The organism is Salinicola halophyticus, assembly GCF_003206695.1.
In the GTDB taxonomy this organism is placed as follows: domain Bacteria; phylum Pseudomonadota; class Gammaproteobacteria; order Pseudomonadales; family Halomonadaceae; genus Salinicola; species Salinicola halophyticus.
The window spans coordinates 298,731-323,149 of sequence record NZ_PZJN01000007.1; the positions used below are offsets into that span (position 1 = coordinate 298,731).

General features: G+C 63.2%; 22 protein-coding genes, 1 other RNA gene and 1 pseudogene. 13 read left to right on the forward strand and 11 right to left on the reverse strand.

All coding sequences use genetic code 11. The features are described 5' to 3' along the window. The first annotated feature begins 48 nt into the window (after nt 1-48). Entirely contained in the window at nt 49-1,722 is a 1,674-nt protein-coding gene (gene recN, locus DOM58_RS12665; RefSeq protein WP_110693146.1) for a DNA repair protein RecN, read from the forward strand. Between the two features lie 158 nt (nt 1,723-1,880). On the opposite strand, the gene fur is transcribed toward recN, so the two are convergent. After that, nucleotides 1,881-2,330 carry a ferric iron uptake transcriptional regulator gene (fur, locus tag DOM58_RS12670; protein WP_075560483.1) on the reverse strand — a complete coding sequence of 150 codons (450 nt, stop codon included), beginning with the start codon at nt 2,328-2,330 and terminating at the stop codon, nt 1,881-1,883. Nucleotides 2,331-2,402: 72 nt separating this feature from the next. Here fur and DOM58_RS12675 point away from each other — a divergent pair, with 72 nt between their 5' ends. Continuing rightward, complete coding sequence (locus DOM58_RS12675; RefSeq protein WP_075560482.1) at nt 2,403-2,825, forward strand: outer membrane protein assembly factor BamE; 423 nt, start codon at nt 2,403-2,405, stop codon at nt 2,823-2,825. A 68-nt stretch (nt 2,826-2,893) separates the two neighbouring features. Here the strand turns inward: DOM58_RS12675 and DOM58_RS12680 are convergent, their stop codons facing one another. Then, nucleotides 2,894-3,202, reverse strand: a complete 309-nt coding sequence (locus tag DOM58_RS12680) for an RnfH family protein (protein ID WP_075560481.1) — start codon at nt 3,200-3,202, stop codon at nt 2,894-2,896. Nucleotides 3,203-3,215: 13 nt separating this feature from the next. After that, on the reverse strand, nt 3,216-3,650 hold the full coding sequence (locus DOM58_RS12685; RefSeq protein WP_110693147.1) for a type II toxin-antitoxin system RatA family toxin: 435 nt from the start codon (nt 3,648-3,650) through the stop codon (nt 3,216-3,218). Nucleotides 3,651-3,861: 211 nt separating this feature from the next. On the opposite strand from DOM58_RS12685, the gene smpB reads away from it, so the two are divergent. Further along, nucleotides 3,862-4,341, forward strand: a complete 480-nt coding sequence (smpB, locus tag DOM58_RS12690) for an SsrA-binding protein SmpB (RefSeq protein WP_075560479.1) — start codon at nt 3,862-3,864, stop codon at nt 4,339-4,341. Between the two features lie 90 nt (nt 4,342-4,431). Then, nucleotides 4,432-4,811: a transfer-messenger RNA gene (gene ssrA, locus DOM58_RS12695) on the forward strand. A gap of 98 nt (nt 4,812-4,909) precedes the next feature. On the opposite strand, the gene DOM58_RS12700 is transcribed toward ssrA, so the two are convergent. Both DOM58_RS12700 and DOM58_RS12705 read right to left on the reverse strand, forming a co-directional pair. Further along, nucleotides 4,910-5,098: a hypothetical protein gene (locus DOM58_RS12700; protein WP_188113819.1), complete on the reverse strand. Its 189-nt coding sequence runs from the start codon at nt 5,096-5,098 to the stop codon at nt 4,910-4,912. Nucleotides 5,099-5,139: 41 nt separating this feature from the next. Continuing rightward, entirely contained in the window at nt 5,140-6,927 is a 1,788-nt protein-coding gene (locus tag DOM58_RS12705) for an alginate O-acetyltransferase AlgX-related protein (protein WP_110693149.1), read from the reverse strand. Nucleotides 6,928-7,442: 515 nt separating this feature from the next. On the opposite strand from DOM58_RS12705, the gene DOM58_RS12710 reads away from it, so the two are divergent. Continuing rightward, on the forward strand, nt 7,443-9,932 hold the full coding sequence (locus DOM58_RS12710; RefSeq protein ID WP_245392259.1) for a mechanosensitive ion channel domain-containing protein: 2,490 nt from the start codon (nt 7,443-7,445) through the stop codon (nt 9,930-9,932). 40 nt (nt 9,933-9,972) lie between these two features. Here the strand turns inward: DOM58_RS12710 and DOM58_RS12715 are convergent, their stop codons facing one another. The 5 genes from DOM58_RS12715 to hemC form a co-directional block, all read right to left on the reverse strand. After that, complete coding sequence (locus DOM58_RS12715; RefSeq protein WP_110693151.1) at nt 9,973-10,923, reverse strand: ROK family protein; 951 nt, start codon at nt 10,921-10,923, stop codon at nt 9,973-9,975. Between the two features lie 93 nt (nt 10,924-11,016). Beyond that, nucleotides 11,017-12,240, reverse strand: a complete 1,224-nt coding sequence (locus DOM58_RS12720) for a heme biosynthesis HemY N-terminal domain-containing protein (RefSeq protein WP_110693152.1) — start codon at nt 12,238-12,240, stop codon at nt 11,017-11,019. Beyond that, the gene (locus tag DOM58_RS17750) at nt 12,237-14,027 is read right to left on the reverse strand and encodes a uroporphyrinogen-III C-methyltransferase (protein ID WP_245392260.1); all 1,791 of its coding nucleotides are present in this window, start codon (nt 14,025-14,027) and stop codon (nt 12,237-12,239) included. The genes DOM58_RS12720 and DOM58_RS17750 overlap by 4 nt, the downstream gene beginning before the upstream one ends. A 6-nt stretch (nt 14,028-14,033) precedes the next feature. After that, complete coding sequence (locus DOM58_RS12730; protein WP_110693153.1) at nt 14,034-14,822, reverse strand: uroporphyrinogen-III synthase; 789 nt, start codon at nt 14,820-14,822, stop codon at nt 14,034-14,036. Further along, the gene (hemC, locus tag DOM58_RS12735; RefSeq protein WP_110693154.1) at nt 14,822-15,772 is read right to left on the reverse strand and encodes a hydroxymethylbilane synthase; all 951 of its coding nucleotides are present in this window, start codon (nt 15,770-15,772) and stop codon (nt 14,822-14,824) included. Before hemC ends, DOM58_RS12730 begins: the two co-directional genes overlap by 1 nt. Nucleotides 15,773-16,141: 369 nt before the next feature. Here hemC and argH point away from each other — a divergent pair, with 369 nt between their 5' ends. The 7 genes and pseudogenes from argH (at nt 16,142) to DOM58_RS12770 (ending at nt 22,422) form a co-directional block, all read left to right on the forward strand. Further along, nucleotides 16,142-17,554 (forward strand): argininosuccinate lyase, encoded by a 1,413-nt coding sequence (argH, locus tag DOM58_RS12740; protein ID WP_110693155.1) that lies wholly within the window; start codon nt 16,142-16,144, stop codon nt 17,552-17,554. Continuing rightward, a pseudogene (gene lptM, locus DOM58_RS17755) lies at nt 17,544-17,660 on the forward strand (LPS translocon maturation chaperone LptM); the annotation flags it as partial. The gene argH and the pseudogene lptM, both read left to right, overlap by 11 nt. A gap of 167 nt (nt 17,661-17,827) precedes the next feature. Continuing rightward, nucleotides 17,828-19,132 (forward strand): diaminopimelate decarboxylase, encoded by a 1,305-nt coding sequence (gene lysA / locus DOM58_RS12750; RefSeq protein ID WP_110693157.1) that lies wholly within the window; start codon nt 17,828-17,830, stop codon nt 19,130-19,132. Continuing rightward, on the forward strand, nt 19,132-19,965 hold the full coding sequence (dapF, locus tag DOM58_RS12755; protein WP_110693158.1) for a diaminopimelate epimerase: 834 nt from the start codon (nt 19,132-19,134) through the stop codon (nt 19,963-19,965). Before lysA ends, dapF begins: the two co-directional genes overlap by 1 nt. Nucleotides 19,966-20,037: 72 nt before the next feature. Further along, nucleotides 20,038-20,778 carry a DUF484 family protein gene (locus DOM58_RS12760; protein ID WP_075560466.1) on the forward strand — a complete coding sequence of 247 codons (741 nt, stop codon included), beginning with the start codon at nt 20,038-20,040 and terminating at the stop codon, nt 20,776-20,778. Next, nucleotides 20,762-21,676 carry a tyrosine recombinase XerC gene (locus tag DOM58_RS12765; RefSeq protein WP_245392261.1) on the forward strand — a complete coding sequence of 305 codons (915 nt, stop codon included), beginning with the start codon at nt 20,762-20,764 and terminating at the stop codon, nt 21,674-21,676. The genes DOM58_RS12760 and DOM58_RS12765 overlap by 17 nt, the downstream gene beginning before the upstream one ends. A gap of 11 nt (nt 21,677-21,687) precedes the next feature. After that, nucleotides 21,688-22,422, forward strand: a complete 735-nt coding sequence (locus tag DOM58_RS12770; protein ID WP_110693160.1) for an HAD family hydrolase — start codon at nt 21,688-21,690, stop codon at nt 22,420-22,422. Nucleotides 22,423-22,779: 357 nt separating this feature from the next. On the opposite strand, the gene yihA is transcribed toward DOM58_RS12770, so the two are convergent. Next, the gene (yihA, locus tag DOM58_RS12775) at nt 22,780-23,400 is read right to left on the reverse strand and encodes a ribosome biogenesis GTP-binding protein YihA/YsxC (RefSeq protein WP_110693161.1); all 621 of its coding nucleotides are present in this window, start codon (nt 23,398-23,400) and stop codon (nt 22,780-22,782) included. A gap of 380 nt (nt 23,401-23,780) precedes the next feature. Between yihA and DOM58_RS12780 the strand changes: the two genes are divergently transcribed. Then, complete coding sequence (locus DOM58_RS12780; RefSeq protein WP_110693162.1) at nt 23,781-24,419, forward strand: thiol:disulfide interchange protein DsbA/DsbL; 639 nt, start codon at nt 23,781-23,783, stop codon at nt 24,417-24,419.

The window sequence follows — 24,419 nt, forward strand, 5'->3', positions numbered from 1 at the left end:
GCTCGTTCACCAGATTTCGACTGGCCGCCATCGACACCGGGAGGCAGCATGCTGATCCAACTCGCCATTCGTGACTTCGCTATCGTCGACACGCTGGATCTGGAGTTTCACGCCGGCATGACGGCCATCACCGGCGAGACCGGTGCCGGCAAGTCGATCCTGCTGGGTGCCCTGGGGCTCTGTCTGGGCGAGCGCGCCGACGCCGGCGGCGTGCGCCACGGCGCCGAACGCGCCGACCTGAGCGCACGTTTCGACATCGCCGAGCGGGAAGAGGCCAAGAGCTGGCTGAGCGCCCGCGAGCTCCCCACGGACGACTGCCTGCTTCGTCGCGTCGTTACCGCCAGCGGGCGCTCCAAGGCGTGGATTAACGGCCAGCCCTGCACCATTGCGGACCTGCGCGAGCTCGGCGAGTGCCTGATCGATGTGCATAGCCAGCACGCCCACCAGGCTCTGCTCAACGAGGAAACCCACCGCCGTCTACTCGATGATGCCGCCGGCCATCATCAGGCGGTGGCCGAGCTGGGCGATCTGCATCGCCAGTGGCACACGCTGCGCCGACAGTACCGCGAGCGCAGCGAAAACGATGAAGAGCGCCAGGCCAAGCGTCAGCTGCTGCGCTATCAGGTGGAGGAGCTGGATCAGCTCGATCTGCAGCCGGACGAGCTGGAAAGCCTCGAACAGGAACAGGAGACGCTGGCCCATGTCGAGGAAAGCCTGCAGGAAGCGCAGTTCGCCGCCGACAGCTGCGATCACGACGAGAACGGTGCGCTGACGCTGTTATTGCAGGCGACCACCCGGCTTGGTCGCGTACCCGGTAGCGACCGCGGCAGCCTGGCAGAAGCGCTGGGCATGCTGAACGAGGCGCAGATTCAGCTCGAGGAAGCCGCCCGGGAGCTTCATCACTACGTGGAGTCCACCGAGCTCGACCCGCAGCGCCTCGCCTGGGTCGATGAACGACTCAGCGAGATCCACCGCGTCGCACGTAAGCATCACGTCATGCCGGAAGAACTGGCCGGTCTCCACCGTCAACTGACCGACGAACTGGCCATGCTCGACAGCGGCGATGACGACCTGGAGTCGATGCGCGCGCGCCTGGACGAACTGCGCCAGCAATACCGCGACGCTGCCAAGCGCATCAGCGACACGCGTCAACGCACGGCCACCGTCTTCGCTCAGCAGGTTCAGGAACAGCTGGCCTTTCTGGGCATGGACAAGGCGCGTTTCGCGGTCGACGTCACGCCGCTGGAAACGCCGCAGCCTCACGGCATGGACCGGGTCAGCCTGCAGATCAGCGCCAACCCGGGCCAGCCGCCGAAGCCGCTGACCAAAGTGGCCTCCGGCGGCGAACTGTCACGCGTCAGCCTGGCGATCCAGGTGGTGGCCGCAAGCCACAGCACGCTGGCAACGTTGGTCTTCGATGAGGTCGATGTGGGCATTTCCGGCGCCACCGCTGAAATCGTCGGTCAACTGCTGCGCCGGCTGGGGAGCGACGCCCAGGTCATGACCGTCACTCACCTGCCGCAGGTCGCCGCCCAAGCGCATCAACATCTGCATATCGAAAAGCGCTCCAGCGAGGACGCCACCCATACCCAGATGTCACAACTGGACGACGCCGGACGAGTGCGGGAGCTGGCTCGAATGCTGGGCGGTGTCAAACTCTCCAACCAGACCCTGGCTCACGCCCGCGAGATGCTCGCGGCCAGCCAGAGCTCGGCTCACTAGCCACTGCTTTCGCAACTCGGTTTCGACGCTCGGTCATACAACCCGGCGGTGTTCCGGGGTCATTCTCGAATTATTGGGCCGCTCTCGAAACCTCACGACATCCCAAACGCAAAACGCCGACCCTGAGGTCGGCGTTTTCGTGATTCTGACGAAAGCGATTACTTCTTGACGCCATCCTGACGGGTGGCCTTGGAGCCGCGAGGCCGCACGTAAAGCACCAGGGCGTGCTCGACCAGTTCGTATCCGTGCTCTTCGACGATTTCGCGCTGGCGACGCTCGATCTCTTCATCGTAGAACTCGACGATCTCGCCGGACTCCAGATCCACCATGTGATCATGGTGCTCTTCCTGGGACATCTCGAAGACCGCATGACCACCGTCGAAATTGTGTCGAACGACTAAACCAGCGGCCTCGAACTGGGTCAAAACGCGGTAGACGGTCGCCAACCCGACATCTTCTCCCGACTCCAGCAGCGCCTTGTAGACGTCCTCGGCACTCATGTGGAGCTCTTCTTCCATCCGAGTCGCTTCGAGGATCTGCAGAATCTTGACGCGCGGTAGCGTGACCTTCAGGCCTGCTTTACGCAATTCTTGGTTTTCGTCGGCCATGGTCGCTCTTCGCAGTAGCGTCTTGTGTCGGGTATGATCAATCCACGCAACGATAGTGAAAGACGGGCCCAAATGCAAAATCTGATCAGAACCACCGTACTCCTCCTCGCAGCCTCCCTCATCACCGGCTGCAGCTACTTCGGCGTCTATAAAAGGGATATCCCCCAAGGCAATCTCATCACCCAGGACATGGTCTCTCAGCTTCATCCCGGCATGAGCCGCGAACAGGTCGCCTACATCATGGGGACCCCGCTGATGGAAGCGCCGTTCTCGTCCGACCAGTGGGACTACGTCTTCTATCTCGACGAAGCTTACGGCGATACGGTCGAGAAACGCATGACGCTGACCTTCCAGAACGACCAGCTGACCGATATCGCCAAATCCGGCGACATGGACTCTGACGTCGAGCTGAACCAGGACAGCGGTCCCGGACCCGCGGTAGAAGGTGCCGGCGAGAGCGCGCCGACGCCTCGGATCGGGCCTAGTGCCATCTAATCTGGCCGGATGGCGCCTGGTGTCGTGAATGGGCATTCATGGCGGGGACACCGTCATGATCCGGGCGGTCAACGCGATGAGGCGTTGGCCGCCCGTTCACGTCGGGCCTGCTTGGGATCTATCTCCAGCGGCCGGTAGACCTCGATGCGCTCTCCCTCTGCGGGCAGATACATCTCCGGCTCGCGCAGGCGTTCACCGAAAACGCCTAATGGCGCCTGAGCGAAGTCGAGATTCGCCCATGCCGGATACCGCCCTGGCAGATCCGCCAGCATGACGGCCTGGCGAGCATTCATCCCGGGTTCGAGCGAGACGCGAACGATGACCTGATGCGCCGGCGTCGCGAACGCAATTTCGACATCGGCCACAAGATCGGGCATATAGATGTCCCCTCTAACGCCCGTAGACCTGATCGGCCCGACGCGTGAACGCATCGACCAGTTGGCCCGCCACCTGCTGGAACAGCCTGCCAAACGCCATGCCCAGTAGCCGATTGCTGAATTCGAAGTTCATCTCGAGTTCGATCTTGCAGGCATCCTCCCCCATCGCACGAAAGTGCCAGCGACCGTCGAGCCGCTTGAACGGGCCATCGACGAGCGAGAGATCGATTCGCTCGGGTCGCTTGAGATCGTTGCGTGTGGTGACGCTCTGCTCGACGCCGCCTTTGGCTAGCGTCATGCGCCCAATCAGGAAGCTGTCACCACGCTCGAGGACGCTGGCGCGCCGACAGCCGGGCAGAAACTCGGGGTAGCGCTCGAAATCATTGACCAGTTCAAACATCTGTTCCGGGGTATGCCGAACGAATGCAGACCGATTCACGCTTGGCATAGGGGTCTCCACTGATTTATCGCCCCGACATGCGTATCATGGGGCACCGTTTTCGATGGCTTGAATGGTATCACGACTGCCCTCACAACTAGACTTCACATGAGTTGACTCCACACGAACCTTCGTCGGGCATCCCTCGCGCGCAGAAGAAAACAGTAACTGCCTGAGCGCGTCGCCCGCGGGCAACCGAATATCGCTGTAAAGAGGTGTCATGGGTAAGAAAAAAGCAAATGCGCCAAGCAGCAACACGATCGCCCAGAACAAGAAGGCTCGCTTCGAATACCACATCGACGAGACTTTCGAGGCCGGTCTGGCGTTGGCGGGTTGGGAGGTCAAGAGCCTGCGCGCGGGCAAGGCCCAGCTGACCGACACCTACATTCTGGTCAAGAATGGCGAGGCGTGGCTGCTGGGAAGCCACATCATGCCGCTCAACACGACGAGCACGCATGTGGTGGCGGACCCGACCCGGACGCGGAAACTGCTGATGCATCGCAAGGAGATCGCCAGGATCTTCTCCCGAACGCAGGAGAAAGGGCACACCTGTGTGCCTCTCAAGCTCTACTGGAAGCAGAATCTGGTCAAGTGCGAACTGGCCCTGGTGCGCGGCAAGCAACTGCACGACAAGCGCGCCACCGAGAAGGAACGCGACTGGAATCGCGAGAAAGCCCGTATCGTCAGAGACCATGCGTGATCTCCGACGGGTTTCCAAGCGCTAGAAGCTTGAAACGGCACTTGATATGGCGTGGACTCGCCGCCATCTGTTAGAATGATCGCGTAATACGGGGGCGACATGGCTTCGACGCCGGTGACAATCCCTGAGGTGCATGCCGAGAGCGTAACGTATCTCGTAAATCCAACGTTGCAAATGAATAGTCGCAAACGACGAAAACTATGCTCAAGGCGCACTGGCAGCGTAAAAACTGCTAGTTGTTAGTCTGGCCTCAAAGCGATGTGCCCATTCATCGCCGCGAGGATACGAGCTAAAGCTGATGGGACCGCGGATGTCAGCGCTCTCCTGACATTCGTTAAACCTTAGAGAGATCGCAAGGTGCAATCCTGCCCGCCGGAGTGCACTGCGTTAAATCAAAAGACGGAACTAAGCATGTAGAGCTGATGGGCGAGTGCCGGCGGACGGGGGTTCAATTCCCCCCGCCTCCACCAAATATGAAAAAGCACCCGATCGGGTGCTTTTTTTGTGTCTGTACCGCGAGCGACTCAAGCCAAGCATGACCTTCGCGCGATGGCCTCTAATCGCTGTCTCAGGCCACCGCAGCCATGGCAGATTTTCGATGCTGGGCGGACATGACCCGCTCCAGGTCGTTGCCCTTGCACTTGAAGGCGGAACAATCGGCGCAGCGAATGTCCTCGGAGGCCTCGCTCAGTGTCGGCAGCAGGAATCGCCCGCCACCGCAGACGTTGCAACGTAGATCCAGCGTGACTTTCAGCATCATCTCTTCCTCCACTAACGGCTATGCGCGCAGCGATATCATCAGGTCGATACAGCTTCACTCGGCGCCAGCAGTGCCGTCATGAAGCTGTGATAAGGCTCGCAGGGCGCGTAACGATTCATCCGCTCCAGCAGCTTGATTCTCTCGGACGCCGATATGCCCCGCAGGGCACCGTCGAGATTGGCATCATCCAGAGTCTGGAGAATCCGGCCCGGCGTTGCCAGGTAACGCTCGTTGGTCTGCAGAATCACGTAATCTGCGGCCTCGTGATCGACGATCTCCTGCACATAACTGCCCGGCAGATTGATCACGACGACTCGTTGGAATATGTGCGCGAACAGCAGCGCGAACCCGCCGGCATTCGAGGAAGAGCCGCCGAAGATCAGCAGCGTGCGGGTATACCGCGGCCGGGAGTTCTCGAAGATCGTGATGTTGCCGGTGCCAGGCAGGTGGTTGGAAAAACGGCAGGCGACCCCGCTTTTCTCCTGAAAGACGGCGGCGGTCGATAGCGACTTGGCGGGAGGATCGATCTTGGACCCGAGATCGCCGACCAGCTCGCGCTGCTCGAAATCGTAGAGCGAGTCGAAATCGTCATCGAGGCCGAAGTATCGCATGCAGGCCACGAACGCGAGATAGGCGCCACGCCCGCTCCAATGGGTATCCGTTTGATAGTAACTGTCCGATACGGCCTGCATCGCCGCGACGGGGTTGGCGTAATCGACTTCTGCCTGTTGCAGAATGGCCGACACCTGCTCGGTGGTCGTGATATCGGCCTTCTCGAACGGATAATATTCCGGCCGGACCTTTTCCTTGGAATTGGCGATCAGGAACAACAGAGAGCGTTGTTGTTGCAGTGGCGCGAGCTCTGCACTGAAACGGTGCCACTGATGAGTCTCGTCGTCCGTCAGTAGCCGCTTGCCGGTGAACTGATCGATACTCGCGTTGGTGTCGTTGGCCAGAAAAAGCCACCCTTCACGGCCCTCGATGACTTCCATGACCGGGGCCAGAGAAAAGCGCAGGCATTCATAGGCCTTGCCGCCCTCGAGCCTGACGCCGAGCGTCAGACCGCGAGAGAGATCGAAAGTGTGCTCGAACATCCAGCCCGCTTCCTGATAGGGCGCGCTCGGTTCGACTGCGGTAAGCCCGAGGGTGTCGGTCCCTGCATGAGTCGAGGCGATCAGTTCCGGCCGCTGATCCTGGCGAGCGTCGACCCAACCGCGGATTCGATAGTGGCGGAATGACTCGAGGTTCGTAATCTGTTTCTGGCCCTCGTCGACCTCCCAGCGTATCGCGATCGGCGCAGCCAGTTTGTGCGCCGCCAGTTGAAACTTCTTCGCTTTGTGGCTGGCAATGACGTTCTTGAGATCGGCGAGGGTCGTGTTCCCGGGCTGCTTCTCGAGCGCCAGATTCACCACACGAAGCGCCTCAGCGAACTGTTCGGCCGCCAGCAGGGCACGCGCCTGGCGCAGGTAGATCTGCGGAGGGAATGGTTCGTCACGATCAATGATCGACTGCCACCTTTCGATGGCCGCCGGCCAGTCCTTTCTCGTCATCGCCGCTTCGGCATACGCGATCCGAAGCTTGAGCGGCGACTCGGCAGTTTTCTCCAACGCGACGGCCATCGTCATTTCCCGCTTGGCGCTATCACCGGCGCCTTCGTAGGCCTTAATCAATGCCGCGACGAGTTCAGGACTGTCGACACCCGCCTGAAAGGCCGGCTCCAGCAAGGCGATGGCACCGGCAAAATCCTGCTGTGCCAGTCGATCTTCGGCCTCGACGACCAGTTCGGGGGCCTGCTCGATGCGCTCGGCAAAAGAAGATGAACTCATGGCAGCCCCTGATTGGTTGGCGGCGGTAGACAGGGAGAGAACGTTGACGGCGGCGAGGCCGCTGTCAGCCGACCGAACCGGATCGCATCGCGCCGACCTCGATCAATCGCCCTCTCGATTATCAGCCACTATATCCCAGCCGCCAGATGGCTAGACATCGCCCGTCGAGCATGAACTTTATCAGCGTCGTGGGGCGAGCAACGTCATCCGCCGCGGATTCATCGGCACGGTCCCGGTATCGCTTGCGGTCATCAGATGGCCATCGTGACCGTCACCTTTCGATGGGCGCCGGAGCTCTTCATCCAGCCTTGATTTTCCAACCGATAGTCCCGTTTCCGGGCGAGCAGCGCGACGGTCTCGTATGTGGAAATCCCGACCAGGCCGGCTAGTCTGACAGGATCGCCATTCGTCTCGGGTTCGGAATTTCTCCCCTGCCAGAAAGTGTTACCCTAACGATGGTTAGGCTGGCAACATGCCGTCAAATCGATCCGCTCATAAAACAAGGAGGTTGGAGCTTGATAGTCCTTCGCCCCGATCGCTGGCTCTGTCGCTGGCTACTGCTGTTATTACTGGTATTTGCTGCCCCGGTGTTCGCTCAGGACAGCGGCTCCGAAGGGCAAAGTGCCAAGGATGGCCCCGCCTATTCCACCATGGCGGACCTGCTGGAAAATTCCGAATCGCGTCAGGCCCTGATCGACCAGCTGAGACAGCTGGCCTCGCAACAGGAGTCGGCTGGCGAGACTCAAGGCAGTAGCGACGCTGAAAGCCGTGATCAGGAGTCGGGCGCAGCCAACGCCGAGGGTAGCCCCGCCACGGAATCGACCGCCACTGGCGACAGCGAAGGAAGCGCCGAAACACCGGTCTCGTTTCCTCGTCGGATGGCGCAGGCCACCAGTCACATCGCGGGCGATATCGGTGGACAGTTCACCAGCATCGTCGCCATGGTCGGTGGCTTCTTCGGTAGCGGCGATGCCGCGGCCAGCAGTGGGCCTTCGTTCAGCATGAGCGACTTCGTCAGCGCCGCGATCGACCTCGCGCTGGTGATCATCGCCACGGTCGCGGCGTTCTTGATCCTGCGCCGGATCGCCAGCCCGCTATTCTCCAAATTCAGCCACTGGGCGCTGCAGGGCGAAGGACGTAGTCATTTGCTGCGAGTGATCCTGTCAGTGCTGGTGGCGGCCATCGTCGACATCATCGTCGTCGTGCTGGCCTACGTGGCCGGCAATCTGGTCGCGACGTTCCTGGTCGGCGAAAGCGGCAATCTCGATACTCGCCTGTCGTTGTTCCTCAACGCGTTCCTGCTGATCGAGCTCTTCAAATGCGCACTGCGCGTACTCTTCTCCTCGCGTCACGAAGGGCTACGTCTGGTATCGATCGAGGCCGCTCAGGCACGCTACTGCAACCGATTCCTGGCGACGCTGGCGGGCTTCGTCGGCTACGGCATGCTGGTGGTGGTTCCGATCCTCAATACCACGCTGTCGCCGGCCTTCGGCAAGGCCGTTGGTGTGCTGATCATGCTCATTGCTCTGGTCTGGTCGGTCATCGTCATCCTGAAAAATCGCGCCGGCGTGCGTGACATGATCATGACCAAGGCCGAGGCGGCGCAGATGTCGGCGTCTCGCGTGGCGCTTCGTCTGCTGGCGCGCATCTGGCATGTCATTGCCCTGCTCTACGCCGTCATGGTGTTTGCCGTCACGTTGCTGCATCCCGAGACGGCACTGCCATTCGTGCTGCTGGCAACGCTCAAGACCATTATCTACATCGGCATCGGCATGCTCGTTTCCGGCATCCTGACTCAGCTGATCGGGCGTCGCATCAACCTTTCCGACGAGCTTCGTCAGCGTCTGCCGATGCTGGAGTCGCGGCTCAACTCCTACATCCCGACGCTGCTCAAGATCATCCGCGCGATCATCCTTATCGCCGTGGTGATGTACACCCTGGATGCCTGGGGCGTATTTGATCTTGCTGCCTGGTACGTCAGCGATGCCGGTTCACACACCATCGCGACGGTGGTCCAGGTTCTGCTGATTCTGATAGTGGCCGCGATCGTATGGGTGGGCCTGGCCAGCCTGATCGAGAATTTCCTCAATCCGGATACCGGCGGCGGCGCGCCCACCGCACGCGCGCAGACGCTGATGAGCCTGTTCCGCAACGCGCTGGCGATCACTCTGATCATCATGACGGTGATGATCATTCTGTCCCAGATCGGCATCAATATCGGGCCGCTGATCGCCGGCGCCGGCGTACTGGGCCTGGCCATCGGTTTCGGTGCGCAGAAGCTGGTGCAGGATGTCATCACGGGGGTATTCATCCAGCTGGAAAATGCGATGAATACCGGCGATGTCGTCACGGCCGGCGGCATCACCGGCACGGCCGAACGCGTCAGCATTCGCTCGGTGGCCATCCGCGATCTCGCTGGCACCTACCACATCGTGCCCTTCTCGTCGGTTGATACCGTTTCCAACTTCATGCGTGAGTTCGGCAACCACGTGGGCGAATACGGCATCGCCTATCGCGAGAACATCGATTACGCCATCGAACAGTTGCAGGCCGCTTTCGATGATCTCCAGGCTAGCGAAGAGCATGGGCACAAACTGCTGGCGCCGATGACGGTAGCCGGGGTCGTCGCCCTCGCCGACAGCTCGGTCAACATTCGCGTGGTGATCAAGACCACCCCGGGCGATCAGTGGGGCGTCGGGCGAGCGTTCAATCGGCTGGTCAAGCTCTACTTCGACAAGGCCGGTATCGAGATTCCGTTCCCGCATACCACGCTCTACTTCGGCCAGGATCGCACCGGCTCGGCGGCGCCCGCCAATCTGCGCATTATGCAGGAGGACTTCACGATCGACGGCAGTCCCGCCGGTCAGCCGAAGGCGCATCAAACCGACGCGCCGAACGCGATCGAGGGCGAAAGCCGTTCGACGACCGAATCCCGTGCGCAAGACGAGACGCATCGCAAGCCGAATCACGATGACGTCGACGGCGATAACGGCGACGAGCGTTAAGCCGAAAACACGATCATCAGATCCAAGCTAAACAGGCCGCCTACGGGCGGCCTTTTTCATGGCCGCCGATAACAGGATTTCCCGCGGAGGCGGCCGCACCCAGCATGGCCGCGCCGCGAACGCCGCTGGCATCGCCCAGGCGAGAGCGCAAGACCTCGGGCACCTCGACGCCCGCAAACAGGTGCTCGGCGATGGCGCCCGACAGGGCCTGCACGAATCGATCCATCGTCGACAGGCCGCCGCCGACGACGATCACCTGCGGCGACAGCAGCTTGACCACACTGGCCAACGCCCCGCCCACCAGATCCAGATGACAGTCGCGGGCGCGCTGCGCCGATTTCTCGCCCGCCGCCCAGGCCTGGTGCCACTGTTCGGCGGATACCGACGCGCCACCGAAGTGGCGATGCAATCTCACTAGCCCTGGCCCGGCGATATAGCCTTCCAGGCAGGCCTCCAGGCCGCAGCCACAGGACAGCAACGGCAGATCGTAACGTTTGGCCGCCGCGGCCGGCAGTGGCAGGTGCCCCCACTCTCCGGCAAACCGCCCGCCGCCCTTGAGAAGCCGCCCCTCGACGATCGCGCCACCGCCGGCGCCGGTCCCCAGAATCGCGCCGAAGACATCCCGCTGACCTTCCGCCGCACCGCCGGGGCCGGTTTCCGAGACCACGAAACAGCGACTGTCATTCTCGATCACGAAAGCGCGATCCAGTCGTGCTGCCAGCGTCGTTTCCAGCGCCCAGGCGCGCAGCCCCGGCAGATTCGCCGCGACCAGATAGCCCTGCTCGTCGAGCACACCCGGAAAGCCCAGCCCCAGCGTACCTTGGCCGCCACAGCGATCATCCGCCTGCTGGACCAGCCGGGTCAGCATTGTCAGAAAAGCCTCGCCATCCTGCGCCGGCGTCGGCTCACGCCAGCGATCCAGACACTGCCAGTCTCGGTCGTAGATCGCGATTTCGGTCTTGGTGCCACCGACATCGATGCCGTAATGCATAAACGTCCTCCTTGAGCCGGCCTGCAGCGGTCCATTACACACAAAAAAGGGCGCCCGCAGGCGCCCAGGAGAGCAATCGATCGGAGATCGGGATCAGCGCGTCATGTCGCTGGGCTGCGGCAGTGCCGGCAGCGACTTGTCGAGCAGCGTCACGCTCTGCCGGTAGTAGAGCTGGCTCTTACTGTGATCACCGAGATTGGCATAGAGCCGGGCGAGCTCGGCACACACGACCCCACTCGGGCGTTGACGCTGGCTAGCCTCGAAATACTCCTGCGCCTTGCCCCAGTAGGCGTTGCGCAGCGACAGCCGGCCCAGCGTCAGCAGCAGATCCGGATCGTTGGGACGTTCCTGCAACCATTTCTCGGCGTAGACCAGCTGGCGTGCGGCGTCGACGTTGAGCAGTCCGTAGCGCAGCACTAGCCGCGTATCCCAATGCTCCTTGAGCGCGTTACGCAACAGGCGCTCGGCGTCGCCTTCTTCGCCGCCCTGAATCAGCGCTTCGGCGTAGAGCCCGACCAGCTCGACATCGCTGCGCAGGCTGTCCGGCATATCGGCCCACAGCGAACGCACCCGCTGCAGATTGCCTTCCTGCAACGCGGCCTGTACCAGCAGCTCGCGATAGACCCGCTGGTCGAGCTCGCGGCGCTCGTCTTCGGTGATCAGGCGGTGCTTGTCGAGACGCGGCAGCAGGCGACGCATGCCATCCCAGTCATTGACGCTGAGATAGGCCTGCTTGAGCAGCTTGAGCACCTGCGGGTGTTCCGGAAGCTGCTGTTCCAGTCGCGTCAACGTCGCCAGGGCTTCCTCAAACTGCTGGCGATCCAGCATCAGCTGGGCCTGCACCAGCCCCACCGCCGTATCGGCGCCTTCGGTGCTGTGGTGCGCCCGCTTGAGCAGCACGTCGGCCTGCTCGTAACGACCCTGATAGTGCGCCGCCAGCGCCGCGGAGAGATAGTTGACCAGCGGCGTGCCGGAATCGTCGGCGGCCTTGGTGAGCGACTTCTCGGCTCGCTTCCAGCGACCTTCCGCTAGCGCCACCAATCCGCGAACGGTGCGTTTCATCGCCGTGCGATGACGGGTGCGGCTGTTCCAAACCTTGAGCCGGCTCACCGGCCGACGCAGACGCATCAACGCGCGCAGCAGGAAATGGAGTATCAGGAAAGCGGCCAGCAACAGGACGCAGCCGAACCAGAACGAAGTCTGGACGGAAGTGTCGCCAACACGAATGAACCAGTAGCCGGGCAGCGACTGCATCAGCTGCCCGAACAGCGCGCCGACCGCCAGACCGAAGACGATCAGCAGGATCAGCTTTCTCATGCGCCCTCTCCCTGTGCCGATTCATCGGTCGAGCTACCGCTTTGTCCGCCGCCATTCTGCGAGCCGCCGTTACGTGCGCCTCCATTCTGCGAATCGCTGTTCTGTGAACCGCCAGCCTGAGAGCCGCCGTTGCCGAAGCGCTGTTCGATGAAACGCTTGAGCAGCTGCGACGATTCGCTGATGTCCGGCAGTTCCGGGCGAACCTGGTTGTCGCGAAGACTCTTGAGCTTGTCGATGGAGTTGGTCACCCCGTCGTTGTCGGTGGCGTAGTAGCCTTCGACCAGTTCCAGCGCCTTGTCGAGACTGGCCTGATACAGCTTGGGCTCCGACTTCAGCAGTGCCAGCTGCGCCTGCTCGAGCAACAACCGCACGTTCTGTCGCAGGTAGGACTCCTGCTGGGGGGTGATCAGCGCTTCGAGCGGCTGATCGTGACGACGCACGGTCACCAGATCCTTGAGCTCGCTGCCGAGCGTTGCCAACTGCTGACGCCAGCCGCCGGTCGGCTTGGCGTCGCCCTCGCCGGCGGCGATCTCTTCGATATCCTGCTTCAACGGCAGCCGGGCGAGCTGTTCCTGCTGTGCCATCAGTGCCAGATAGAGCCCGGTACGATCGATGTCCGGCACCGAATCGAGCGATGCGAGCTCGGACTGGATGGCGCGCCGAATCGGCACCAGCGCCGGGTTGTCGGCCTCGCGCAGGCGCTCGTCGGCGGCATTCAGCAGTGCCTTGGCACCCTTGACATCGCGCTCGAGCTGCAAGCGCTGGTTGGCCAGGCGCAGCAGATACTCCGCCTCGGCGTGCAGCCATTCCCGCGGGTCGGCCTGCTGCTGTTGCGCCAGCTCCTTGAGCACCTTGTCCAGCGTGTCATCGAGCTTCTGGCGATATTGATCGAACTCGCCACGCATCATTTTCAGGTTCTGCTGGCGATTCTGGTCGAGCTCGCCGACTTTCGACTCGAGCTGGTCGAGCGTGGTGCTGTTGGCGCCGACCTGGTTCAACTGGGTCTGCTGCTGCTGAATTTTCTGCCATCCCCGATAGCCGACGACAGCCACCACGATCGCCAGCACGATGACCAGAATCAAGGCCAGCAACCCCAGCTTGGCGCCGTTGCCACGCATTCCGCCGCCGGAGGCCGAGCCGCCGCCTGCCGGCGGTTGCGTTCCACCCGCCGAGGTCGGACCGCTCGATTGGCCACGGGTGCCGTTCTTCGTGGATTCCCCGTTAGCGGACTTGCCAGCCGCGCTGGAAGCCGACGCCTTGGCACCACTCGTCGCTGCCGCGCCGGGCCTGTCACTCTTGCCGGGGTTTTCCGTCTTGACGCTATCTGTCTTGACGCTATCTGTCTTGGTGCCGGCGTTGTTGTTGCCGGCGTTGTTGCTGCCATCGGACCTGGCGCTGCTCGTTTCAAGGCTATCCGCCTTGGCGCTTCCGACTGGCCGAGAGCCGCCGACGGAACTCGTGTCGCCAGCCGTGCTGGGACTGCTAGACGCCGCCGACGTGTCGGTGGTGTCCCGGCCGGTACGCGGTTTGCCCGTCGCGGTATCGGTGGCGGCCGGTTGAACGACATCCGGTTTGATCGGGTTGGTCTTGGCAGGGTCCGGCGGGGTCGGGTCGGTTGTCGCGGACGACCCGGCAGGCGACGACGGCTGGCTGTCGCCCGCGCTCGGCGTCACGGATGAGGTCGCTTTCGGATCCTGTCCGTCAGGCCCGGTCTGATCTTCCGACGCCTGCTTGCTGCCGGAAGACGCTGCCGACGGCGGTTGCTGATCTTTGCTTTGCTTGCTCATCTATCGCTAGCCTTTTTCGTGATCACCCTGATCGAAGGTGGCGCCCCGTGAATCGAGCACCGCGCGAATCTCGGCGCTCAGTGCCGCCGGAGATGCACCCGACGCCACATGCGGCGAGCCGAATCCCAGCGTCCCCGCCAGTGTAGCCAACCGTTGGCTCGAAACGATTAGCGGTTGGTTCAACGCTACCTGGCCACACCATGTGACCAAATGTTGCAATATTTCCCCGCTGGTCACCACCAGCGCGGCGAAATCCCCTTCCGTCAGCCACGTCTTCGCCGGGGAGGACGGCGGGTGATATCGACGTCGGTAGAGGGCCAGCGCTTCGACCTCGGCGCCGCGCTCACGCAGGCGCTCTCGCAGCAGCTCGCGGCCCTCTTCACCGCGAGCCAGCAACAGCCGCTTGCCGGCCACGGCCCTGAGCGATGCCACGGCCAGCAGCGCTTCGCTGTCCTCGCCGCCGGCGCGTGACGGAATGACTGCCGGCACGCCCAGTTCAGCATGCAGCGTCTGCGCGGTGGCCTCGCCGATAGCATAGAAACGCAGGCCCTGTGGCAACTGCGGCCAGTATGACGCAATGGCTTCAGCAAGACACGTCGCCGCCTGAGGACTGACCACGATGACGCCCTGGAACTGGTCGAGATCGAGCAGCGCGGCACGCCCCGAGGCGGACAGCACCAACGTCTCGAAGCGCAGCACATCGAGCGCGACCGGGTCGTAGCCTGCCTCGCGCAGCGCTCGCGCCAGAACGGCGCCCCTCGGGCCCGGGCGTGTCAGCAGTACGCGACCCGGCATCAGTCGTTGCCAACGTTTCCATAAACCTCGGCCAGGATCTCGCCGGCGCCCTGCGACAGCAGGTCCTCCGCCACGCGAATCCCCAACGACTCGGGCTCCATGGCCGAGCCTCGGCTTTCGGCGCGCAACACGGTCGAGCCGTCGGGATGCCCCACCAGTCCGCGCAGCCACAGAGTATCGCCATCGTTCTCGAGCACGGCGTAGCCGCCGATCGGCACCTGGCAGCCGCCGTCGAGCCGGGTGTTGAGCGCCCGTTCGGCACGCACTCGCGTCGCCGTGGCGGCGTGATCCAGCGGCGCCAGCAGGGTGATCAACTCCGCATCGTCATGACGACACTCGATTCCCAGCGCGCCCTGACCACAGGCCGGCAGGCTCTCCTCCGGCGTCAGCTCGGCGGTGATCCGCTCGTCGAGCGCTAGCCGCTGCAGACCGGCGGTGGCCAGGATGATCGCCTCGAAATCGCCCGCATCGAGCTTGCCCAGCCGCGTCTGCACGTTGCCGCGCAGCGGCAGCACCTCGAGGTCGGGGCGACGCGCGCTGACCTGGAGCCCGCGCCGAAGGCTGGAGGTGCCGACTCGCGCCCCCTCCGGCAGCGCATCGACACCCGTATAGTCGTTGGAGACGAAGGCATCCGTAGGCGCGCCGCTTTCCAGGATCACCGACAGCCCCAGCCCTTCGGGAAACTGCATCGGCACGTCTTTCATCGAGTGCACGGCCAGATCCGCTCGACCGTCGAGCATGGCCTCTTCGAGCTCCTTGACGAACAGTGCCTTGCCGCCGATCTTGGCCAGCGGCGTGTCGAGGATCTGATCGCCACGGGTAGACAGTGGCACCAGTTCGACGCTCAGGTTCGGGTGAAACCGTTCCAGCAGCGTCTTGACGTGTTCGGCCTGCCACAGCGCCAACGCGCTCTTGCGGGTTGCGATTCTCAATCTATTAGCGTCGAGCACGCCGTTCTCCGGGTCGAATGGTCGTCACCGGCGGCACCGCCAGCGGGTGCCTTCGATTCGTCGCCAAGTGGGTGTTCGCGTCCGCGAACCTTGGCTTACATGATAAAGCAGTCGCCGAGTGAGTAAAAATCGAGCGCAGCGATAAGGGTCGTGAGCATCGGCCAGCTTCCCCGGTACCTCTTTCATCGTCCGCTTTCCACCGTCTCTTACCTCCCCCTCTTCGCAACTCCCTGTTCACTTCGCTCCCTTCACTTCGCCTTCTTTACATCGCCCTATGCCAACACCGTCTCTGATACACTCGGGATAGCGCTTCATGGAGCCGTTTCGTAGACTTTTTCCATTCGCAGACCACGCAGAGCTCGATTTTCGATGACGCAGGCAACCAACCAATCCTGGGGCGGACGTTTCAGCGAACCCACTGACGCATTCGTCGCCGCCTTCACCGCTTCGATCCCGTTCGACAAGCGTCTCTATCATCACGATATTCGCGGCTCGATCGCCCATGCCACCATGCTGGCTCGGGTCGGCGTGCTGACCGACGACGAGCGTGATCGCATCATCGAGGGCCTCAACGCCATCGAAGGCGAGATCGAACGCGGCGAGGTCGAGTGGTCGATCGCGCTCGAAGACATTCATATGAACATCGAAGCGCGGCTGACCGACAAGATCGGCATTACCGGCAAGAAACTGCATACCGGGCGCTCGCGCAACGACCAGATCGCCACCGATATCCGGCTCTATCTGCGCGACGAGATCGATGCCGTGGCGGCCGAGCTCTCGCGCCTGCGCAGCGGCCTGATCGAGCTGGCCGATCGCGAAGCGGATACCATCATGCCTGGCTTCACTCATCTGCAGACGGCGCAGCCGGTCACCTTCGGCCACCATCTGCTGGCATGGCAGGAGATGCTGACGCGGGATCACGAGCGTCTGCTCGACTGTCGCAAGCGGGTCAATGTGCTGCCACTGGGCGCCGCGGCGCTGGCCGGCACCACCTACCCCATCGATCGTCATGTCACCGCCGAGCTGCTGGGCTTCGATCGGCCGTCGGAAAACTCGCTGGACGCGGTCAGCGATCGCGACTTCGCCATCGAATTCACCGCCTTCGCCAGCATCCTGCTGATGCACCTCTCGCGCATGAGCGAAGAGATGGTGCTGTGGGCCAGCGCCCAGTTCGATTTCGTCGACCTGCCGGATCGCTTCTGCACCGGTTCTTCGATCATGCCGCAGAAGAAGAACCCGGACGTGCCCGAGCTGGTGCGCGGCAAGACCGGGCGTGTCTATGGTCACCTGATGAGCCTGCTGACGCTGATGAAGTCCCAGCCGCTGGCCTACAACAAGGATAATCAGGAAGACAAGGAACCGCTGTTCGACACTCTCGATACGGTCAAGGGCTGCCTGCGTGCGTTCGCCGACATGGCGCCGGCGCTCAAGGCCAAGCCGGAGAGCATGCTCGAAGCCGCGCGCCGCGGGTTCTCGACCGCCACCGATCTGGCCGACTACCTGGTTCGTGCCGGCGTCGCGTTCCGCGATGCCCACGAGATCGTCGGCAAGGCGGTCGCCTATGGCATCGAGCAGGGCAAGGATCTCTCCGAGATGTCGCTCGAGGAGCTCCAGCGCTTCTCCGAGGTGATCAATGAGGACGTTTTCGAGGTGCTGACGCTGGAAGGCTCGGTTGCCGCGCGCAACCACATCGGCGGCACCGCCCCGGACCAGGTCCGCGCCGCTGCCCAGCGGGCACGCGATGCCCTCGCCACTCTGCAGGAGAGCCGTCATGTCGCGTAACGTTTCCTTCTCCGGCGCGCTGCTGGCGCTGTCGTTGCTGATCCTATCGCTGCTGGCCCTGTCCGGTTGCGGCCAGAAAGGGCCGCTCTACATGCCCGGCGACAGCGAGGCTACCAAGACCTACGACCCCCAGGGCGATTACGAGAACGAGCCGCCGGCCTCCTCGAAGCAGACACCCGGCCAAAGCGATACCGATGGACAGCGCCGACAGCCGGCGCCGCCCCAGGCGAGCCCGGCCCCTGCGCCCGCCCAGCCGAGCGCCGAGGCACTACCGTGACGTTCGACGCTTTCCCCGTTCGCGACGGCGTACTCCACGCCGAAGATATCGCCCTGGATCGGCTGGCGGAGCAGTACGGCACGCCATGCTACGTCTATTCGCGTGCCGCGCTGACTCGCCATTTCCGGGCCTATAGCGACGCCCTCGGCGACATGCCGCATCTTGTCTGCTATGCGCTCAAGGCGAACTCCAACCTGGCAGTACTCGACGTGCTCGCACGACTCGGTGCCGGTTTCGACATCGTTTCGGTGGGTGAGCTGGAGCGGGTCCTCGCTGCCGGCGGCGACCCGGCCAAGGTGGTATTTTCTGGCGTCGGCAAGCAGGCCGGCGAAATGTCCCGTGCGCTGGAAGTTGGCATCAAGTGCTTCAATATTGAGTCGCGCCCGGAGCTCGAACGTCTCGACCGGGTTGCCGCCGAGCGCGGCCAGGTGGCGAACATCTCGATTCGCGTCAACCCGGATGTCGACGCCAGGACCCATCCGTACATCTCCACCGGCCTCAAGGCCAACAAGTTCGGCGTGGCGGCAGAAGACGTGTTCGATCTCTACGCCTGGGCCGCCGAACGGCCGAGCCTCAAGGTCGTGGGGCTGGACTGCCACATCGGCTCGCAGCTCACCGAACTCTCGCCCTATCTCGACGCGCTCGATCGCCTGCTCACGCTGATCGATCGGCTCGCCGATCACGGCATCACCATCGAGCACCTGGACATCGGTGGCGGCCTGGGCGTGACCTATCAGGACGAACGCCCGCCGGCGGCCGGCGATTTCGTCGCCGCGGTGCGCGAGCGCCTGCAGGGCCGAGACCTGACGCTGCTGCTCGAGCCGGGCCGCTCCATCGCCGCCAACGCCGGCCTGATGCTGACCCGGGTCGAATATCTCAAGCCCGGCGAGACCAAGAACTTCGCCATCGTCGACGCCGGGATGAACGATCTGATCCGGCCGTCGCTGTATCAGGCATGGCAGCGGATCGAGCGGGTCGACACGCGCTCGACTCGCGACAGCGCTCTTTATGACGTGGTGGGGCCGATCTGCGAAAGCGGCGATTTCCTCGGCCAGGAACGCCAGCTGGCAATCGCCGAAGGGGATCTGCTCGCGGTGCGCTCGGCCGGCGCCTACGGCTTCGCCATGGCATCCAACTACAACAGTCGCGGCCGCCCTGCCGAAGTCCTCGTCGACGGCGACACGAGTCATCTGGTTCGCCAACGGGAAAGTGTCGAATCGCTGTGGGCCCTGGAGTCACGCTTACCTGAGACATCGCCTGAGACGTCGCCAAAGACATCGCGACAGCCGGAGAACAGCTGATGCTGCTGAACTTCACCAAGATGCACGGCCTGGGTAACGACTTCATGGTGGTCGATCTGATCAGCCAGCGCGCCTACCTGCGCGACGAGCAGATCCGCCAACTCGCCGACCGTCACTTCGGTATCGGTTTCGATCAGCTGCTGCTGGTGGAACCGCCGCGCAAGCCCGACATGGACTTCCGCTACCGAATCTTCAACGCCGATGGCGGCGAGGTGGAAAACTGCGGCAACGGCGCACGCTGCTTCGCCCGCTTCGTGATCGATCAGCGTCTCACCCACAAGCGGGAGTTCCAGGTCGAGACCCTGGGCGGCCCGTTGACGCTGAAGGTGGACGCCGATGGCCGAGTGCGGGTCGACATGGGGGCGCCACGCTTCATGCCCGCCGAGATTCCGTTCGTCGCCGAGCGCGACGAGCCGGTGCACCACCTCGAGATCGACGGCCGCAGCATCGCTTTCAGCGTGGCGTCGATGGGCAATCCCCATGCGGTGATCGACATCGATGACGTCGATAGCGCGCCGGTGAGCGAACTCGGGCCGAAATTGCAGCAGCACCCGAGCTTTCCGCGCCAGGCCAACGTCGGCTTCATGCAGATCGACTCCGAACACGCCGTTCGCCTGCGCGTATTCGAGCGTGGCGTCGGCGAGACGCTGGCCTGCGGTACCGGTGCCTGCGCCGCGGTCGCCTGCGGCATTCGCCGGGGGCTGCTGAAGAGCCCGGTCGACGTGGAGCTGCGCGGCGGTCGCCTGACTCTGGCCTGGGAAGGCGGAGCGGCGCCGATGTTCATGACCGGCCCCGCCGAACGTGTGTTCGAGGGACGCGTCGCCCTGAATTAACAAGCGCCTTGAAACTAAAAAAGATGCGGCAAAAAGACCGCTCTATCGGTAGGGATTACAGGAGAACAACGCATGTCACGCGCCCAGCTCCCCGAGCCTCGCCAGACACTCGATCCCGACCGGGTCGCCGAGTGGCTGGCGCAGCACACCGACTTCTTCGTCGGTCGAGAGGGACTTCTGCAACAACTCAAGGTGCCTCACCCCAACATCCCCGGCGCGGTCTCGCTGCTGGAGCGGCTGGTGGTGGATCTTCGTTCCCGCGCCGAAGATGCGGAGTGGCGCCTCGAGAATCTGCTCGAGTCGGCGCGCTACAACGAAGCCCAGTATCGACGGACCCGTGAGCTGGTTCTCGGTCTGATCGAGGCTGAAAATGCCGACGCCCTGGCAGAAGCCTTGTCGACCCAACTGGCCGAGCGCTTTCGCACCCAGGCTATCGGCCTGTGGCTGGAGACGCCGCCGGAGTGCCACGCCACGCCGCGCAATGCCAACGCCTGGCAACCACCGCGATTCGTCCTGACCGACGACGCGCGCCAGCGCCTCGAACGGCTGCTCAGCCAACAGACCAGCTGCTGCACCACCCTGGAACGCGACGACTGGCAAGCGCTGCTGCCACACTGCAGCGCGCCCCAGGCGTCGGGATCCTGCGCCATAACCCGGCTGACCCAGGGGGAGTCGATGGGCTTCCTGCTATTGGCCAGTCACGATGGGGAGCATTTCCGAGCCACGCTGGATACGCTGTTCACGGAGTATCTGGGCGAAGTCGTCAGCCGTCTGCTGCGGCGCACCGAGGTCGCCAGTGCAGGCCGCGCTTGATGCCTTTCTGAAACGGCTGGCGCAGCGCGCCAGCCCGGCGACGGTGGACGCCTACCGACGCGATATCGGCGGGCTGATCGGCTACCTCGAAACGCAGGACGTGCATAGCTGGCGCGAACTCGATGTCGCGCTGCTGCGGCGTTACCTGGCCCACGAGCGAACTCGCGGCATGGCGCCGAGAACCCTGGCCAGACGCCGCGCCGCGCTGTCGCGTTTCGCCGATGAGCTGGTCAACCGGGGTGAACTCGAACACAACCCGGTGCAGCTGACCCAGGCGCCACGTCAGCCGCGCCACTTGCCCAGTCCGGTGGATGTCGATCTGCTCGGCCACTTTCTCGACACGCCCCACGACGGCGATCCGCTCGATTTCCGCGATCAGGCCATGCTGGAACTCTTCTACTCTTGCGGCCTGCGCCTGGCGGAACTGGCGGCACTCGATCTTGCCAGCCTCGACCAACGCCACGTGCGCGTCGTGGGCAAGGGCGGCAAGCCTCGCCAGGTGCCGCTGGGCAGTCGCGCCAGCCAGGCCATCCAGAGCTGGCTCGGATTTCGCAGCACCCTGGCGGGAGACGGCGAAACGGCCCTGTTCGTGGCCCAGCATGGCGGGCGCCTCGGGCATCGATCGATCCAGAGCCGGCTGGCCGATACGGCCCGCAAGCGCGGCCTGCCGGAGCACCTTCACCCTCACCGCCTGCGCCACTCCTTCGCCAGCCATCTGCTGGAGTCCAGCCAGGATCTGCGCGCGGTGCAGGAGCTGCTGGGCCATGCCAATCTGTCGACCACGCAGATCTACACCCGCCTGGACTGGCAGCAGCTCGCCGAGGTCTACGATCAGGCTCATCCCCGCGCGCGACGCAAGCCGGCTTCGCCCGCCAACGAGAGTTCCGAGAAACCCTAGGACCATCCGCCATGCCGCTGGACGCCATCACCTTCGATCTCGACGACACCCTGTGGCACAACGGCCCGGTCATGGCCCATGCCGAGCCGGCGCACTATCAATGGCTCGTCGAACAGATCGACGCTCATCGCGGCCCCACGGCGACACCGCTGGCCGAAGCCTTCCCGCTGGAAGCCTATCAATCCATTCGCGCCTCGTTGATGCAGCGTTTCCCGTTGAGTCGGGGCGATCACAGCTGGATTCGCGAACGCGCCATGATCGAGCTGCTGACCGAGCATGGCCTGTCCCCGGCCGAAGCGGCGCAGTGGGCGGCAGCCGGCTTCGAACAGTTCATGGCGCTACGCCATGAGGTCTCGCTCTATCCCGAGGTCGTCCCCATGTTCGATGCCTGGGCCCGGCGCTATCGACTCGGCGTCATCACCAACGGCAACGTCGACGTGCGGCGGCTGTCGCTGGATCATCACTTCGACGTGATCATTCTCGCGGGTGAAATGCACGCTTCGAAGCCGGACCCGCGCCCCTTCCTGTCCGCCGTGGCGCAGCTCGGCACCCAGCCCTATCGCGCCCTGCACGTAGGTGACAATTGGGAAGAGGACGTTCTCGCCGCGCAACGACTCGGCATGCATGCCGTCTGGATCGACGCCAAGGATGAAGGCGAGCGCGAGCTGCCGCCGCGAGTGCATCGCGTGACGCATGTGAGGGAATTGCCGGAGATCGTCGCTAAGCTGGATCGACAGGACGTCTGAGCCACCTCGGGGTCATGATTAACGCCCTGCGACCGACTCGGCCTCGAATTTGCCATCTTTCGACGCCTATTCAGGACGGCGCGGCCTGCTGAATCGATGAGCCGGGGCTTGCATCATGGATGATGCAAGAGCCGCGTTGGGCAGGATGCCCTTTTGCGCCGACCCGAGCTCAGCGATGACGCAGGCAGGTTTTAGCCGTCCTGGGCGTCAAAAAGGGGAGTGTGAGGGGCCTGCCCCTCACGATAACGAGCGGAACGGTCGATAGAATGGCTTCAGTGGATAGCGGGTGAAACTCGAATAAGTCTTTCGGGGAAGCATCCCGCATTCGCCGCCAGGCAGATGCTGGATCGAATTCGATCAGTCCGCCGTCATCCACCGATCCATTACTCCGTAAGCCTGATCGAGGCCCTGGCGCTTCAGCGAGGAAAACAGCTGGACGCTGACCAGGTCTTCCCACTCGGCCAGGCGCTGCCTGACCTGCTGCAACGACGCCTTGGCCGGGCCCTGCTTCAACTTGTCGGCCTTGGTCAGCAGAATGTGGACCGGTAGCTTGCGGTCGTCCGCCATTTCGAGCAGTTGGATATCGAACTCGCTGAGTGGATGGCGCACGTCCATCAGCAGGATCAAGCCGGCCAGCGAACGACGGTTATGCAGGTAATCGGCGAGATGGGCCTGCCACTCCTTCTTCATCGCCTCCGGGACCTTGGCGTAGCCGTAACCCGGTAGATCGACGAGCCTGAGCTGATCGTCGCTCTGCAGCGTGAAGAAGTTGATCAACTGCGTGCGCCCCGGCGTCTTCGAGGTTCGCGCCAGCGCTCGCTGTTGGGTCAGCGCATTGATGGCGCTCGACTTGCCCGCATTGGAACGTCCGGCGAAAGCGACCTCGACTCCCCGATCGAACGGGCATTTGGCCAGCGTCGGCGCGCTGATCTGAAAGGTCGCCGTCTGGTAGTTGAGGCGCGCGGGGGTGGCAGTCATGGCAAGCTCGATCATCGTGGGCGGTAACGCCGCGCAGTGTAGCACGCGTGCTCTCCAGCGGCTGAGCGCTGACGTCGAGTCGCGCTCCCGAAGACGAGCGCCCGATGTTTCGCTCCCGAACACGAGCGCCCGATGTTTCGCTCCCGAAGACGAGCGACGGGCACCCTACGCTTTTCCGCTCATTTCTGTCAGGCTAACAGCAAAGGGGTCGGTAGCAGGCTAGCGAGGGAACCTGCCGCCCGTTCGAGGCTCCAATACGAGTAGCGTGGCATTCATCAGCGGTGCAGCGATGTTTTCCGAACGGCGTTCCAGCCTCGACGCTTCGAAAACGAAGGCTTCAACCACCGGTTTTCTTTCTCGACATTCAGGAGCAGCAACGCATGATCAAGTCGTTTATGGCGCTATTGGCAGGGCTGACGTTCTCTGGCGCAGTGATGGCGGCGGATATCGTCGAAGGTCAGGACTACCAGGTCATCGACCAGCCGATGAAGACGGAAGTGCCCGCCGACCAGATCGAAGTCACCGAAGTGTTCTGGTATGGCTGCCCCCACTGCTACGCTCTCGAGAAGCCGCTCAATGAGTGGGTCGATCAGCTCCCGGATGACGTCAGCTTCGACCGGATGGCGGCCCCGTTGGGCAAAGTCTGGGAACAGCACGCCATCGCGTTCTATGCGGCCAAGCAGCTGGGCATCGAACATGAAATGCGTCAGGACTTCATGGACGCCATCCACAAGCAGGGTAAGCGGCTGACCGACAAGGACGAGATCGCCGAGTTCTTCACCAACTATGGCGTCAGCAAGGACGAAGCCCTCAAGGCACTCGACTCCTTCGGCGTGAAAAGCGAGATTCAGCAGGCCTCGGCCAAGATGCGCGGCTATCAGCTGATGGGCGTGCCCGATCTAATCGTCGATGGCCGCTATGTCGTCACGCCGAACTCCGCCGGCTCGCTGGAGAACATGCCGAAGATCGCCAGCGCGTTGATCGAGAAAGTCCGCGAGGAACGTACCGAGAGCGAGTGA